The organism is Brevibacillus brevis (genome assembly GCF_001039275.2).
Classification (GTDB): domain Bacteria; phylum Bacillota; class Bacilli; order Brevibacillales; family Brevibacillaceae; genus Brevibacillus; species Brevibacillus brevis_C.
This window is the reverse complement of record NZ_CP030117.1, coordinates 407,496-422,251: the sequence shown is the minus strand read 5'-3', so window position 1 is coordinate 422,251 and position 14,756 is coordinate 407,496. Positions and strand designations below refer to the sequence as shown.

Annotated in this window: 13 protein-coding genes; 4 read left to right on the top strand and 9 right to left on the bottom strand. The window is 49.7% G+C overall.

The features are described 5' to 3' along the window. Nucleotides 1-55: 55 nt before the first annotated feature. From AB432_RS02405 to AB432_RS02395, 3 genes are read left to right on the top strand one after another with little or no spacing between them, the layout of a single operon-like run. Nucleotides 56-1,420, top strand: a complete 1,365-nt coding sequence (locus AB432_RS02405) for a hypothetical protein (RefSeq protein WP_048036250.1) — start codon at nucleotides 56-58, stop codon at nucleotides 1,418-1,420. A gap of 37 nt (nucleotides 1,421-1,457) precedes the next feature. Next, a complete protein-coding gene (locus AB432_RS02400; protein ID WP_048036141.1) occupies nucleotides 1,458-2,165 on the top strand; it encodes a response regulator transcription factor in 708 nt (235 codons plus the stop codon). Continuing rightward, on the top strand, nucleotides 2,152-3,546 hold the full coding sequence (locus tag AB432_RS02395) for a sensor histidine kinase (protein ID WP_048036140.1): 1,395 nt from the start codon (nucleotides 2,152-2,154) through the stop codon (nucleotides 3,544-3,546). The genes AB432_RS02400 and AB432_RS02395 overlap by 14 nt, the downstream gene beginning before the upstream one ends. 105 nt (nucleotides 3,547-3,651) lie before the next feature. On the opposite strand, the gene AB432_RS02390 is transcribed toward AB432_RS02395, so the two are convergent. Beyond that, nucleotides 3,652-4,284: a nitroreductase family protein gene (locus tag AB432_RS02390; RefSeq protein WP_048036139.1), complete on the bottom strand. Its 633-nt coding sequence runs from the start codon at nucleotides 4,282-4,284 to the stop codon at nucleotides 3,652-3,654. Nucleotides 4,285-4,411: 127 nt separating this feature from the next. On the opposite strand from AB432_RS02390, the gene AB432_RS02385 reads away from it, so the two are divergent. Continuing rightward, nucleotides 4,412-5,167, top strand: a complete 756-nt coding sequence (locus AB432_RS02385; protein WP_048036138.1) for an SDR family NAD(P)-dependent oxidoreductase — start codon at nucleotides 4,412-4,414, stop codon at nucleotides 5,165-5,167. Nucleotides 5,168-5,390: 223 nt separating this feature from the next. Here the strand turns inward: AB432_RS02385 and AB432_RS02380 are convergent, their stop codons facing one another. The 8 genes from AB432_RS02380 to AB432_RS02345 all read right to left on the bottom strand — a co-directional run bounded on the left by AB432_RS02380 (nucleotide 5,391) and on the right by AB432_RS02345 (nucleotide 14,686). Further along, nucleotides 5,391-7,064, bottom strand: coding sequence for a b(o/a)3-type cytochrome-c oxidase subunit 1 (locus AB432_RS02380; protein ID WP_048036137.1), 1,674 nt, complete (start codon nucleotides 7,062-7,064; stop codon nucleotides 5,391-5,393). A 15-nt stretch (nucleotides 7,065-7,079) separates the two neighbouring features. Next, the gene (locus AB432_RS02375) at nucleotides 7,080-7,547 is read right to left on the bottom strand and encodes a cytochrome c oxidase subunit II (RefSeq protein ID WP_007726119.1); all 468 of its coding nucleotides are present in this window, start codon (nucleotides 7,545-7,547) and stop codon (nucleotides 7,080-7,082) included. Nucleotides 7,548-7,570: 23 nt separating this feature from the next. After that, a complete protein-coding gene (locus tag AB432_RS02370; protein WP_017247199.1) occupies nucleotides 7,571-7,738 on the bottom strand; it encodes a hypothetical protein in 168 nt (55 codons plus the stop codon). A gap of 440 nt (nucleotides 7,739-8,178) precedes the next feature. Beyond that, on the bottom strand, nucleotides 8,179-8,835 hold the full coding sequence (locus AB432_RS02365; protein WP_007726116.1) for a response regulator transcription factor: 657 nt from the start codon (nucleotides 8,833-8,835) through the stop codon (nucleotides 8,179-8,181). Beyond that, complete coding sequence (locus AB432_RS02360) at nucleotides 8,810-9,880, bottom strand: PAS domain-containing sensor histidine kinase (protein ID WP_048036136.1); 1,071 nt, start codon at nucleotides 9,878-9,880, stop codon at nucleotides 8,810-8,812. Before AB432_RS02360 ends, AB432_RS02365 begins: the two co-directional genes overlap by 26 nt. Nucleotides 9,881-10,048: 168 nt before the next feature. After that, a complete protein-coding gene (locus AB432_RS02355) occupies nucleotides 10,049-11,023 on the bottom strand; it encodes a copper amine oxidase N-terminal domain-containing protein (protein WP_048036135.1) in 975 nt (324 codons plus the stop codon). A 126-nt stretch (nucleotides 11,024-11,149) separates the two neighbouring features. Then, the gene (gene yunB / locus AB432_RS02350) at nucleotides 11,150-11,851 is read right to left on the bottom strand and encodes a sporulation protein YunB (RefSeq protein WP_048036134.1); all 702 of its coding nucleotides are present in this window, start codon (nucleotides 11,849-11,851) and stop codon (nucleotides 11,150-11,152) included. A gap of 30 nt (nucleotides 11,852-11,881) precedes the next feature. Then, on the bottom strand, nucleotides 11,882-14,686 hold the full coding sequence (locus AB432_RS02345; RefSeq protein ID WP_048036133.1) for a calcium-translocating P-type ATPase, SERCA-type: 2,805 nt from the start codon (nucleotides 14,684-14,686) through the stop codon (nucleotides 11,882-11,884). Nucleotides 14,687-14,756: the final 70 nt, after the last annotated feature.

Genomic DNA, 14,756 nt, shown 5'->3' with positions numbered 1-14,756 from the left:
ATGGGCAAGCTACAATATAGTCAAATGGATGCAGCAACAGAAAGGAACATTTGAAATGAAAAAGGCTTGGCTCGTAACGACAGCACTCTGCGCCTCGCTTGTTAGCGGTTGCGGACTCACAGATACACCCAATGAATTAATGCGCGCCCCGTCAGCAGACGGCGATCAAAAATCGATCAATCAGGCCGTCATGCAATTTTTGCCGGCTGGATCACAATTATCTGTTCCTCTTCATCCCGCAGAAGCCAGTGCCGTCTCCCTACAGGATCTAAACGGGGATGGGGTTGCAGAGGTCGTCGCTTTTTACAAAACCGAAAAAACCGATTACGAAATCGGTGTGCTTGTGCTTACCCAAAAGCAAGGAAACTGGGAAAAGCTCTCCTCCTTCACTGGTGTCGGCAGCGAATTGGACTACGTCTCCTTTCAAGATCTCACTGAAGACAAAATTCCGGAAATGCTGATTGGAATGGGAGGCGGCGAAGATTTGAACAAGGAGCTCTCCGTTTATTCGCTAGCGAATAATATGACCCAGGAATTGATGAAGCAGCCCTATTCCATTATGGCAGTTGGCGATTTGACAGGAGATGATCACGCGGATCTCGCTCTCGTTGTTCTCGATAAAAATAACTTCACATCCAAAGCGGAGCTGTATGGGGCGGCGAACGGCACAATCGCCAAAAAGACAGAGATAGCCCTTGACGGATATGTGAATGGCTACTATCAGGCTATCATCGGAAAAGCATCGCCAACCCGAAACGGACTATTTATTGATGCTGGATTAGGTGCTCACTCTGCTTCCACTGAACTACTCCTCTGGGACAATGGACAACTGTCCAACCCTTTGGCAAAAATAGAAGGAGAGATGGATCTGACCTTCAAGCCTTATTCTTTGGAAAGTGAAGATATCAATGGTGATGGCATTATCGAGATCGGCACGAAGATACAACCCGCTGGGACAGAGGATTTGGCCATGGCAGAAATCCCTTGGGTCTCCTCCTACTTCCAATGGGACGGGAAAACGGGCTTGAAGCACATCGAAGATCATTATCAAAATTACACGCAAAGCTTTGACCTCAAGATTCCGGCAAAATGGGGCGAAAAATACACCATCTCCATCAACCATGATACGAATCCGTTCCTCGTCCGATTCCTTTATTACGGTGCGAATGGCAAAAATAAGGCAGAATTACTAACGCTGCAAAGCATTCCACAAAACGAATGGATCAAATTTGAAAGCGGATTGAAGCAAAAGCAAGTTCCCTACATTTTGCTGAAGGAAGAGGGTAAACAAGTCTTGATCGCTATTTTACCGCAAACGACACCTACCCTTGGAAAGGCTGCTCTCGCGGAATATCGATCGATGCAGCTTACCGCTGAAGAAGTTCGTCAGCTCTTCAAACCGATGACAAACCGGGAATAAAGTGAAATAGTATATCCTTATCGAGGAGATTTGCCCTATGAAGGTTTTATTACTGGAAGACGAGAAATCCATCCGGGATTTTGTGCGCATCAATCTCAAGCGCGAGGGCTATGAGGTAATTGAGGCTGGGACCGGAGAAGAGGCACTTGATCTCGCAGATCAACAATCAGACATCGTCATTGCGATTCTCGACGTCATGCTCCCCGGCATTGATGGCTTCGAAGTATGCGGGCAACTGCGAAAAAAATATCCGCGTCTCGGAATTATTATGCTGACGGCCAAAAGCCAGGAGCTGGACAAAGTCATGGGTCTCGAATTCGGAGCAGACGATTACGTCTCCAAGCCGTTTAGCCCTGCGGAATTATTGGCCCGTGTCAAAGCGTTGCACCGCAGATTGACACCCATTCCTGAGGTTGAGGACAAAAATGAAATTAACATTGCCCCCTTCACGCTGTTGCTCGATGAACGCAAGCTGATTCGGGCGGAACATGAAATTGACCTCACGCCAAAAGAATTCGCCATCATCAAATTACTGGCTGAGAATGCAAACAAAGCCATCAGTCGGGATGAGATTTTGACAGCAGTTTGGGGTCAATTTTTCGTCGGGGACTTAAAAATCGTTGATGTGAATATCCGCCGAATAAGGCAAAAAATCGAGGATGATCCCGCTCATCCAACTTTCCTGGAGACAGTCTGGGGGTATGGCTACCTGTGGCGAAAGGACGTCCCAGATGAAAGGCATTAAGAGTAGGCTGGTTCTTCATTTCGGCCTGATTCTCCTTCTGATCGTACTGCTCTTGGAAGGACTGTTTTACTGGGCCGTTCATACGTATTACATCGGGACTGCGACCGAAGCATTAGTGACCCGCAGCACGACCTTCACCAATTTTATTAACAAGTACGCCACTGGCTATCGGTTAAAAGACAAAGCACGCTACATTTTGGAGAATGTTTCGAATCAGGAATACGCCAAAATTGAGGTCTTGGACCCAGGAGGAAAAGTCATTCTCAACTCCTACGGCTTTCAGACCAGCGAGATCATCAATACCCCTGACGTCATGGATGCCCTCAAGGGGCAAAGTGGTTTGTACATCGGGAAAAGCCCGCAGTCGCGGGAGCGTGTCATCGCGGTGTCCAATCCGCTTACGTACAGCGGAGAATTTGTAGGCGTTCTGCGGTACACGATCTCCGCTGAACCGCTTTATCAAGCAGTAAATCGCATTGCCTTGTACGGGGCTGGCGTCGGGACAGGCGTAGTCGTCCTCGCTTTTGCGCTCAGCCTGCTCATGGCAAAGCGAATCGTTGACCCTATCGAAGATTTAACGAATGCGGCAAAACAAATGGCGGAAGGAAATTTCGCTGTCCGCGCGCCAAAACGATACGAGGATGAGGTAGGAACCCTCGCGGACACTTTTAATTACATGGCAGCGGAGATTGGGAAGAACGAAAAGCTGAAAAATGACTTCATCTCCTCTGTCTCCCATGAGTTGCGTACCCCACTTACGTCGATTAAAGGATGGGGCGAAACGCTCATTTCGGGTGGTTTGGAAGAGCCTGAAGAGACGATGCTCGGTCTCGAAGTCATCTCCAAGGAGACAGATCGGTTGATCGGGCTCGTCGAGGAATTGCTCGATTTCTCGAAGTTTCAATCCGGTGAGATGAAATTGTCTCGCGAACGCATGGATGTCCGGGATCTTCTCCATGATTTGCATCTTCAATTTTCAGTACGTGCTAATGCGAAACAAATCGAGTTGAAGCTGGAGACTCCCCCTACCCCACTCATGGTTATGGGAGACGTGAATCGACTCAAGCAAGTATTTGTGAATCTATTGGACAACGCATTGAAATTCACGCCACAAAACGGCTCAATCGTTATCGCAGCTTCGTTGTCAGGCGATAGGCTCCTTGTCACCGTCACGGATTCTGGTGAAGGCATTAACCCGGAAGACTTGCCGCATGTCACAGAAAAGTTTTTCAAGGGGCGCTCCAAGCTTTCCGGCAGTGGTCTGGGGTTGGCGATCTGCAAAGAGATCATTCAACTCCATGCCGGGCGGTTTTCGGTTAGCAGCGCTCTTGGTCAAGGAACATCAATTATGGTGGATTTACCGTTGTTGGCGAATCAATAAGGCAGGAAGAGCGGATGGTTCTCCTGAAGAAGATATGACAAAAAAACTCACCCTTGCCGCATTCATATGAGGCGTGGATGAGTTTTTTTCTGTTGGAACACGATATTAGAAGCTGTTTTGAATGACCAATTCTTCCAGGCCAAAACGGGAAGTGGAATAAGCTTGCACGCTTGCTTTCCCCAAAGTCAGCATGAGTGTTGGCAAATAGCGGGATGGGATGTTCAGCTCTTTAATGAGCGCATCACGGTTGTAGCCACCCATCGGGCACGTATCGTAGCCTTTTGCTTTTGCCGCCAGCATGAGTTGCATTGCTGCATAGGACGAATTACGGATTGCTTCATCACGCGCGATTTCCGGGTTGTTATTGTAAGCCCCTTCGATTTGCGCGATCATGGTCTCACGTACTTGCTCTGTAACATATCCTTTTGCCAATGCTTCATCATAAACAGGACGAGCAGACTTGTAAGCCTCCAGATCGCCGAGAATGATGATGGTAGCGTAAGCATCCACTACCTGCTGCTGATTGTATGCGATTGGGAGCAGTTTTTCTTTGATCGCAGGATCGGTCACGACGAGGAAGCGCCAATGCTGCAAATTCCAGGAAGATGGCGCACTTGCTGCGAGACGCAGGATTTCGTTCAGCTCGCCTTGTGGAATTTTTTCATTTGGATCATATTTACGCACGCTGTGACGGGCTTCCATTACCTGTTCAGCGGTAATTTTCAGTTCTGTATTCATAGTTGAATCTCCTCCATACTGTATAGTACGCTGTTAAAAAGATACTACTTACTTTATTATCGTTACAAACATTTTGCAATTACTTTTTACAATTCGCTTCATATCCTATTGTTTGGAGGCACTCTCGATGAAATACACGGATAACATTGTCATCGTCACTGGCGGTGGCCAAGGCATCGGACGGGCAGTCGCCACCATGTATGCTGCCGAAGGAGCACATGTCGTTATCGCCGAATACAATCGTGCAGCGGGAGAAGAAACGGCCTCGCTAATCAACGCGACAGAAGCTGTGAAAGGCACGGCACACTTCGAGCACATCGACGTCAGCGTTCCAGCGCAGATCGAACATTTGATGAGAACTGTCGATGAACGCTGGGGGCGGCTCGATGTTTTGATCAACAACGCGGGCTTGTCCGTATGGGAATCTCCCTATGAACTGACCGTCGAAGCATGGGACCATATCTTGAACACCAATTTGCGTAGTGTTTTTCTCGCATCGAGAGAAGCAGCCAAAATCATGCGTCGCCATGGTAGTGGCGCAATCGTTAATCTTTGTTCGACGCGGGCGCACATGTCCGAGCCACACTCGGAGGCATACGCGGCTTCCAAAGGAGGCATTTTATCATTAACACATGCGCTTGGTGTCTCACTCGGCCCCGATGGGATTCGTGTCAACACGATCTCTCCCGGCTGGATCGAACACCGCGATTATGCCGCTCTTCGTCCCAGTGATCATGCCCAGCATCCGGCAGGTCGTGTAGGGACACCCGAAGATATTGCCCGTGCGTGCCTATTTTTGACACAAAAGGACAACGATTTTATTACGGGTACTGAGCTAATTGTAGATGGTGGAATGACCCGCAAGATGATATACGAGCCATAAGCTAAACCAATGTCCTCCCTCTTGAATATGTTGTGCTAACAAGAGAAAAAGGAGGAGTTGTATGCCATTTGAAGAGGAAGACCTCAGAATTCTCGCCCTATGGCTTTTGGCAATCGGGTATCTGATTCTTGCCTTTACCGAATTGGCAGCGCTAGAGTCTTTTTAAAAAAGGAGAGCCGCTCGGTTCCAAACGGAATGAGCGGCTTTTTTCGTACGTATCGTCTTACCAAGTCACAAAAGGCGGCGAGCCTGGTGCCTGGTGCTGAATTTGTTGCATAATCGGATAACCGTAGGCGAGAATAATCAGGAAGGCGACCAATCCGATCCAAACTGGCCAGCGTTCCAAAATTTTTGGAACTTCTTGCGTCGTTTCTGTTTCGGCAATCGGATATTCCGTATTTCCCTTTGGTGCGTAGAAAGTCAGATACAGCAAGATGGCGATCAAGAGAATCGCGGATACGAACAGCAGTCCGCCACCAAACGCCATTACACGTTGATAATCCATCCAGCCCAAAGCCAACGGGTGGTCCATATACGTCGTGTAATCTGTGCGGCGCGGAGCCCCTTGCAAGCCCATTGCGTGCATGGCGAGCGACATCAGGAACATTCCTACTGCCCAGAATACCGTTTGCACCATTCCCATGCGATTCGCAGTTTTGGTCAACTGACGTCCAGTCAATGCAGGTATCAGCCAAAAGCTGACGCCGAAGAAAGTGAGCGCCACCGCAGCTCCTACGGTGATGTGGAAGTGACCGGTAACCCAAATCGTATTGTGCACGACCGCGTTAATCTGGTTACTTGCGTTAATAATACCCCCAGCTCCGCCAGGAATGAAGAACAGCATCCCTACAAATGGAGCAAAGAAACGTACATCTGTCCAAGGCAGTTTTTTGAACCAACCGAAAAGTCCAACTCCGCCTTTTTTACGTCCAGTCGTTTCAAAGATGGCAAACATCGAAAATGCTGTCATCAAAGATGGGATTACAACAATCAGCGTCAGTGTAACGTGGATCATTTTCCATGCTGGTGAAATTCCCGGCTCCATCAATTGGTGGTGGAACCCGACAGGAATCGAGAACAACAGCAGGCAGATAAAAGCGAGCCGACTGAGCGAATCACTGAAAACGTGACCGCCGATGATTCTTGGTAAACATACATACCACGCCATATAAGCAGGCAATAGCCAGAAATAAACGAGCGGATGACCGAAAAACCAGAACAGCGTACGGCTGAGCATGACATTAATCGTTGGAACCAGCCCGAGTGACCACGGGATGAGTTGGAACAAAACCTCCACCGCTACAGGAATCGTCGCAGTAATCCACAGGATGTAAGTAGTGACCCCCATGTAGAGGAAAAGCGGAGACGTTTTCCCTTTATTTTCGCGTTTCCATTTGCGATAGCTGGCAAAAACCCCGAATCCCGCTAGCCAGCTACCTACTACGAGCAAGGCAGAACCAATGTAAAAGTACGGAGATGCTTTCAGTGGTGCATAGAACGTATAGAGAACAGAGGCTTCATTCATTAGAATGGTGACAACAGCCATCAACGTCCCTAGCGTCATAAGAATCCAGCCGGCCCATCCAAATTTCAAAGCGGCTCCATGCAAGGAACCACCTGTCGTACGGGCAACTCCTGAGAAAATAAATCCGACGATGAAGTACGTGGTAAAAATAAGTGCCATCAACACGCCATGGGCGGTCAAAATTTGATAGTAATTTGTCCAGCTCGGCAGTTCCATGATTCCCCCGCGAACCATGCCCTGTACCATCCCTGCCACAGCTGCCAATCCGAATGCAATATAAGCTACCCACACATAAGCCAAACTAAGTCTTGCCGCAGAACGCTGAACCGGAACATGGGGGAGTGTATCGTCGATCTTCCGTGCGATTACCATAGGATTCACCTACCTTTATTTCACAATAATCGTGGTCGCCATTACCTGATGACCTGCGCCACAGTATTCGTTACAAAGGATCAAATACTCGCCTGGCTCGTCAAACGTGTGTGTCGCCGAGCTGATGTGTCCAGGCAGAACCATGAAGTTAATGTTGGTCTCTGGAATCTGGAATCCGTGAATAACGTCTGGACTCGTGACGTGGAAGTTCACCGTTGCGCCAACTGGTATTTCCATCTTGGTCGGAGCGAAGCCGAACGCAAATGCTGTCATGTAAGCGTCGTATTCATTGTCTCCTACCTGTTTCAAGCCTGGTTTATCAAAAGGAGGCGTCTCCGTAACCTTCTCTGGATCAATCATTTCCATATTACTTGGCGGAGCCATCCCCATGGCAAACGCATTGACGCACAACAATACAATAAATAAGGCCAAACCGCCTGCGCCAAGCATCAACCAGATTTTTTCATATCGATGCAAATGCATAAGTACCCTCCTTTACTTCCTTATTACGCCCTATCCAGGAAAAGCCCGAATACACCCAACCAACCGACTAGAATGATACCTCCGACGATCAGAACCGCAACAAACGTTCCCTTCAAGTCTTCCTGGTTCGTTTGCAGCTTGCTGGATTTTGATTTCTTGCCTTTCTCCGCCTTATCCACTTGCGTCTCCATCGCGCTCTTCTCCTTTCCTAACGTGCCTCATGGGCGCGGTGTAGTTTTCACGCCTTCATTCTACCGCTGGAACCCCTTGGAAGTAATTCGGGGAAATCCCCTAAAATGTTCCGGGAAACCCCTGATTTCGACCGTTTTATGGCCGTTTTCGGACACAGGATCGACACAAAAAAGACGACCCCGTATTGGGATCGTCCTTGGACCTTATTGTAGCAATCGTTGTTGCCCTGACCAAAAAAAATGACCGCTCTTGAGCTAGCAGGCACCTGAGCGGTCATAACCCGTTTTAAATTCTGCTGAGCCGATTCCCTTAAAGGGTACCGTCTACTGTACGATAGATCAGAGTGCTGGAACACTCTGGTCTATTTATTTTTGCCAACATCTCTTGGTTTTATCATATCATATGGCTTTGGTGTTGACTATACAGAACAGATCAAGTCCTACTCAAAATCCAGCCAGCCCTTCTTAATCGCATACCGCACCAAATCAGGCCGCGTACGCAGATGGAGCTTTTCCATAATATGCGCTTTATGCGATTCTACCGTCTTGACGGAAACAGTGAGCTGCTCGGCAATTTCCTTATTGCTGAAGCCCTTTGCGATCAAGACCAGCACTTCTTTTTCCCGATCAGTCAGGATGTCGTACTTGGCCTGCTCCTCACCGTTCTTGACCATTTGCAGAAATTCCTCGATCAGAGATTTCGTCGCAGATGGATACAAATAGGCCATGCCCTGATTGACCGAACGAATCGCCGTGATCAAATCGAGGTCAGGGGCGCTTTTTAAAATATAGCCGGCAGCACCGGCTTGCAGTACCCGAAACAAGTATTCCTCGTCATCATGCATCGTAAGCACGAGCACCTGGATGTCTGGTGCCGTTTCCTTCAGTCTGGCAGTTGCAGTCAAGCCGTTTTCCCCAGGCGGCATGCTCAAATCCATCAAGACAACGTTGGGCCGGACTTCCCATGCTTTTTCACATGCCTCTTTTCCGTCAGCTGCATAGCCGACGACTTCCATGTCCTCCTGGGCGTTGATCAGCATCCCCAGCCCAGAGCGTACTATCGCATGATCATCAGCGATCAAGACGCGAATGGTCATCCTCTACCCCCTCCTTCGGCACCGGAATTCGGACGATCACCGTCGTTCCTTCCTCGGGTGCGGAGCGAATATCAACGGTACCACCAAGCAACTGGGCACGCTCCTTCATGCCAAACACACCGAGACCTTTGCCGATGTTCAATGTTTTCTCTACTTCAAACCCTACGCCGTCATCTACAATCGTGACGACAATTTCCTTCTCCCTATTCTCGAACATGATTCCCAGATGGCTCGCCTTTGCGTATTTTGCCGTATTGGTCATGGCTTCCTGCACAATCCGGTACAGCGCTGTTTCCATCGCAGCAGAGTATCTGCGTTTCTCCCCCTGAACATGCAGCTCCACCTGGATATGAAACGTCTTTTCCACCCGTTTCATCAACGAACGTAATGCAGGCAGTAAACCGAGATCATCCAGTGCAGATGGGCGCAGCTCTAGCGCCATGCGCTTCACTTCCTCCATCGCCTTGGAAGTCATATTCACCAATTCCGTGACATGCTGCATAACCGGCTCGCTCAATTCTCGTTGTCTAACTACGTTTAGTCCCACTAAAATACTATAAAGCGCCTGCCCTACGCCATCATGCAGCTCCCGGGCGATGCGCTTTCGTTCTTCTTCTTGTGCTTGGATCGCAAAATTCGTCAGCTTGTACTGGTAGCGCTCTTTTTCCACTCGCTGTTGCGCAGACATATCACGCAAAATCATGACCAGCTTCCCCTGCGATTCATCCTCTAGTCTCGCAGAGCTGGCTGCGACAGGGTAATCCACACCTGATTTCGTTCGGAGCCTCATCTCGAATGAAGGCATTTGCACGCGCTTAAAAAAGCAATCCGTGCAGCTCGTTTCTTCCATACACGTTGCCATTCCGAGACACAGCTCGCAAATATGTTTATCCCGAATCAGCTCTTCTTCTGTCCAGCCCGTCATCTGCTCCAACGCAGCATTGGCCTTTACGATTCGTCCCTCATTATCAATTACCAGGATCGCATCGCTAGCGTTGGCAAAGATGGACTGCATCAGGGAAAGCACTTCACTCGACGTACCCATGCGTTCCTCCTTTTGAGACAATCGTTCTAACGTTATTGTAAAGTTTCCATAAAAGAAAGTGTATCAGGGAATTCCCTTATCATCATTCGAATTAAAAAGAGCTTTTGATATGCCGATCTAGCCATAAACGCAAAAAAAGGGACAGCAAATGCCATCCCGTTCTTTCTCTTACTCTACTACGATTTTTTCAGCAGTGCCGATAGGCGGCAGGCTTTTCGTCATCATTGGGCCGTAGAAGGCTACTACTTGCATATCCTTTTTCAGCTCAGTTGGCGAGAGTACTTTGTTGTCTCGCGCATTGATGATCACTGTTTTCTCCGTAATGTTCAGGTTGATTTTTTCTTGGGAGGTTTCGGTAATACCGCGACCCTCTACAAGCATTTTGTAGTTGCCATCTTTGTCAGCAGAGATGCTCGCTACTTTACCCGCAGTTCCCAGGACGTCCTGAGTCTCCAGGCCGCCTTTTACCGTGATGCTGAGCGCACTCGTTTGTGGCGGCAAGCTCATCGCCATGAATTTTTCGGTTGTAGCATCAACGGCCATACCCAGCTTCAAGTCTTCTGGCTTCAGCACTTTACCAGCTTCATCTGTAATTTTCGTGTCTTCCGTCAGGTGCAGGATGATGCCAGACTCATAGATGTTCAGTGTAACCGAGTAGCCTTTATCGGATTTGTTGATGCTTGTAATGGTCCCTGTACGCATAGGAGCGATTTCGTCCTCAACTACTGTCACTGTATCATCAGTTACATTTACTTCTGCTTGCAGGATTTCGTCAACGAATGCGACTGGCACATAGGTGCTGCCATTCAGTACGCGAGGCTCTGCTCCCAGCGTTTTGTACATTTTTGCGAAAGGATAACGATCCTCTCCTTCTTTTGCGTAGCTGGTGATCGCGCCTCGTTGCACTTCTGCTGCTTTTTCCTTGTCGTTCCAGCTTACTTTGAAACCGAGGGCTTCAGCAACAGGACGAAGCGGAACCAGAACGGTTTGTTGACCTTTATCGAAGATCGCATCTTGTGCGATTGCTTGACCGTTAATATTAACAGAAAGTTCTTTTACTGGTTCGGAGGTTGCAGATACCACGCTAGTTCCCAAAACGGCCAGTGCCGCGATTGTCATCATACCTGTACGGATTGTTTTCATGTTGTTTACGCCTCCAATGTTCTTGCTTGTTTTTGTGTGTCTCTATTCATTGGACGGCACCCTTTCAGAAACGTTTCAAATAAATTTTCATAGATGTGTAAATCGTTCGCGTATAAGCGAAAAACATCACGGCTGGCTTGGGATTTGGTCGTTTCGTGGCGTCGGCACATCGGGCTTGCCTGACGGGTTGTCGTACAAATAAGTCGGTACCTTTCCGACGATCAGGGCTTCGGATACCGGTATTTGTGTGGTGACCGTCTGTTGCTTGGTAGCAAACGGGATAATGACCCGCAAATCGACTTCGACGTGAATGTAGACAGTCACCAGCACCATATTGATTCCAGCTTGCTTTAGGCCTGTTTCCAGCTTCGTTTTGACGGCTCCAATCGGAACGAACGACACCGGAATTTCAGGCCCAAAGTGCTCCAGAAAGACGTTTTTGGTAGCCAAGCCTAGCGGTATCGTTGTCTGGACGTGCTCCTGCTCGAATTCCTTCAAACGATTTTGAATACGGGCTGTCGTTTCCCCCACAATCCGGGAGTACTCTTTGAAATTAAAATTCACCGCTTTGATGCTGCCATTCTCGTCTTTCTCCATGATGACGACTTCGTTGACATCGAGGCCCTGTTGGGACATACGTTTGGTGACTGCATCGGTAATGGCGAGCTTGGCGACCTGCTCTGCCTTGGCCTGGGCAATCAGCATCAACGTCGGCTCTACCCTGCGTTCCACAATGATAAACAAAGTGATCAATACCACAATAATCAGTAGGAGCCCAGCGAAAATTCTCCTTCTACGCCTTTTCCATCCTCCCCTTCTCAAGCGCACGATGGCTCCCTCTCCCCTTTGGCGGCTCGATTAGTCAGGACGAACCGTACGCATAGCTGCACGTTTCTCGTTGCTTGTGCGCTGTCTGCCGCTGGTAAGTACTCCACCGATTCCCGCGACAAACGTAGGAACTCCCGCCGCGACCAAAATTAATGCCCAATCGCGCAGATTCAGATCCGTTGTTTTGAAGATCGGCTGGAGTGTCTCCATGTATACGACACCGATCACGAGCACAATCGACGAAAGCACGGCCCAGACGAGGTATTTATTTTCAAATACATTGCGGTGAAAAACGCTGTATTGACTCCGGCAATCGAAAACGTGTATTAGCTGCGCCATAACCAACGTGACAAAAGCAACAGTCTGGGCATGTACCAAGTCATTCGGATTCTCTTTGAGCGTCAGCCAAAACGCGAGCAATGTCATGGTCCCGATGAGGAAGCCACGGCTAATAATTTTCCAGCCCAACCCCCGGCTGAATATGTTCTCTGCCTTGTTGCGCGGCTTCTGATACATCGTATCTTTCTCCGCCTGATCGACGCCCAGCGCCATGGCCGGTAAGCCATCCGTCACGAGATTGACCCACAGAATCTGGATCGGTACCAAAGGCAAAGGAAGCCCGAGGAGCATCGCAAAAAACATGACGAGAATCTCCCCTACGTTGGATGCCAGCAAATAACGGATGAATTTTCGAATGTTGTCATAGATGTTACGCCCTTCCTCCACGGCGGCGACAATCGTGGCGAAGTTATCGTCGCGCAGCACGAGATCGGCCGCTTCCTTCGTCACATCTGTACCGGTAATCCCCATCGCGATCCCAATGTCTGAAGTTTTGATCGCAGGAGCATCATTGACACCGTCTCCGGTCATGGCAACAACATGTCCTTTGCTTTGCAGGGCACGGACGATCCGCAGCTTGTGCTCAGGAGACACACGGGCATAGACAGTGACGCGCTCCGCATACTCGGCGAGCTGCTCATCTGACATGCCATCCAGCTCCCGCCCCTCCAATACTTCTCCGTAGCCACGCATTAAACCAATCTGCCGGGCGATTGCTTCTGCTGTCACCTTGTGGTCGCCTGTAATCATGACCGTCTTAATTCCTGCTTGATGGCACAGATTGATTGCTGGACGCACCTCTTCACGCGGTGGATCGATCATCCCAGCCAATCCGACAAAGACGAGATTGTTTTCCATGGAGCCGATTGGTTGTCCCGGGCGATAGCCTTGCAGTGTCTTATACGCGAATCCCAGTACGCGCAACGCTTTCCCTGCCATCCGTTCCGTTTGCTCCAGTACTTGGTGGCGAAGCGTCGCGGAGAGTGGAATGAGCTCTCCCTTCCACAAAATGTGTGTCGATCTCGCCAGCAATGCCTCCGCCGCGCCTTTCGTCAGCAGGGAATACACGCCGTCCGTCCCCTTTTCGACGACCGACATCATTTTGCGGTCAGAATCAAAGGGAAGCTCCTCCACACGCTGTCCCTGATTCTTCTGGTTGCTACGCTCTGCATTGCCGCCCAATGCCTTCGCGGCAAGCACCTTGAGAGCACCTTCTGTCGGGTCGCCTACCACTTGCCAAAAGCGTGACGACTTGCCCATCCCGAGCAGATTGCGCGTGCTCTGCTCCTCGCATGTCAAACGGGCGTTATTGCATCGATCTGCGATTCGGATCATTTGTGAGAGCGCTCCGTCACGGGCGGGAGATACCATTTTCCCTAGATAGTGAAAGGCCCCCTCTGGTGCGTAGCCGCTGCCGCTCACCTCATACGTGGAATCGCTGTGCCACACTTGGGTAACGGTCATTTTATTTTGAGTCAGGGTCCCTGTTTTATCGGAGCAAATGACAGAGGCGCAGCCCAATGTCTCGACCGATGGGAGCTTGCGTACGATCGCATTGCGGCGGATCATCCGCTGGACGCCAAGCGCTAGCGCGACAGTCACAATCGCTGGCAAGCCTTCCGGAATCGCCGCTACTGCGAGACTCACCCCGGCGAGGAACATCGTAAACAGCTCATGACCGTGCCAGACACCAGCAGCGATGACCACAATCGTCAACAACAGTGCGACGACTACGAGAATTTTGCCCATTTGCTCCAAGCGCAGTTGCAAAGGGGTTTCTGCTTCTTCCGCTGTATTCATTAAGTGCGCGATTTTCCCGATTTCCGTGCTCATCCCTGTCGCTACGACGATTCCACTCCCTGTTCCTCCGGTGACCATCGTGCCCATGAACGCAAGATTTTTTTGGTCGCCAAGCGGTACAGTAGATGCCTGGGCTGTCTCCAGTCTTTTCACGTTTTTTCCGACGGGGACAGACTCCCCTGTCAATGCTGACTCCTCTACCTCTAGCCGATTGGCCGAAAGCAACCGCAAATCTGCGGGAACACGGTCCCCTGCCTCCAATTGCACCAGATCACCAGGTACCAGCCGCGAAGCCGGTATCATGGAAATGTTCCCGGCCCGGATGACGCGCGCCATCGGGGATGCCAACTCCTTTAGCGCTTGCAAGGATCGCTCAGCCTTGGCCTCCTGAATAAAACCGAGGATGCCGTTAATGAGGATGATCGCAATAATCGCAATCGCATCCAAGTACTCTCCGAGGAAGTACGAGATCAGTGTTGCGATGAACAGGATGAGCACCATAAAGTCCTTGAACTGATCAACAAAGACCGAGTAGAGAGGCTTTCGCTTTTGTTCAGCCAACTGGTTGGCACCTTGTTTAGCCAGTCGCCGCTCCGCCTCCTGCTGAGTCAGCCCTTGCGCAGCATCACTATGAAGGGCTTCGGTCACGTCGGCCGCTGCCAGCGTGTACCATTTTCGAATTGGCTGTGTATCCACCTACATCTCCTCCATCCACTTCTCACTCATTTTTATGTGTATGCAGACGAGCTAGAAAATAAAACAACCC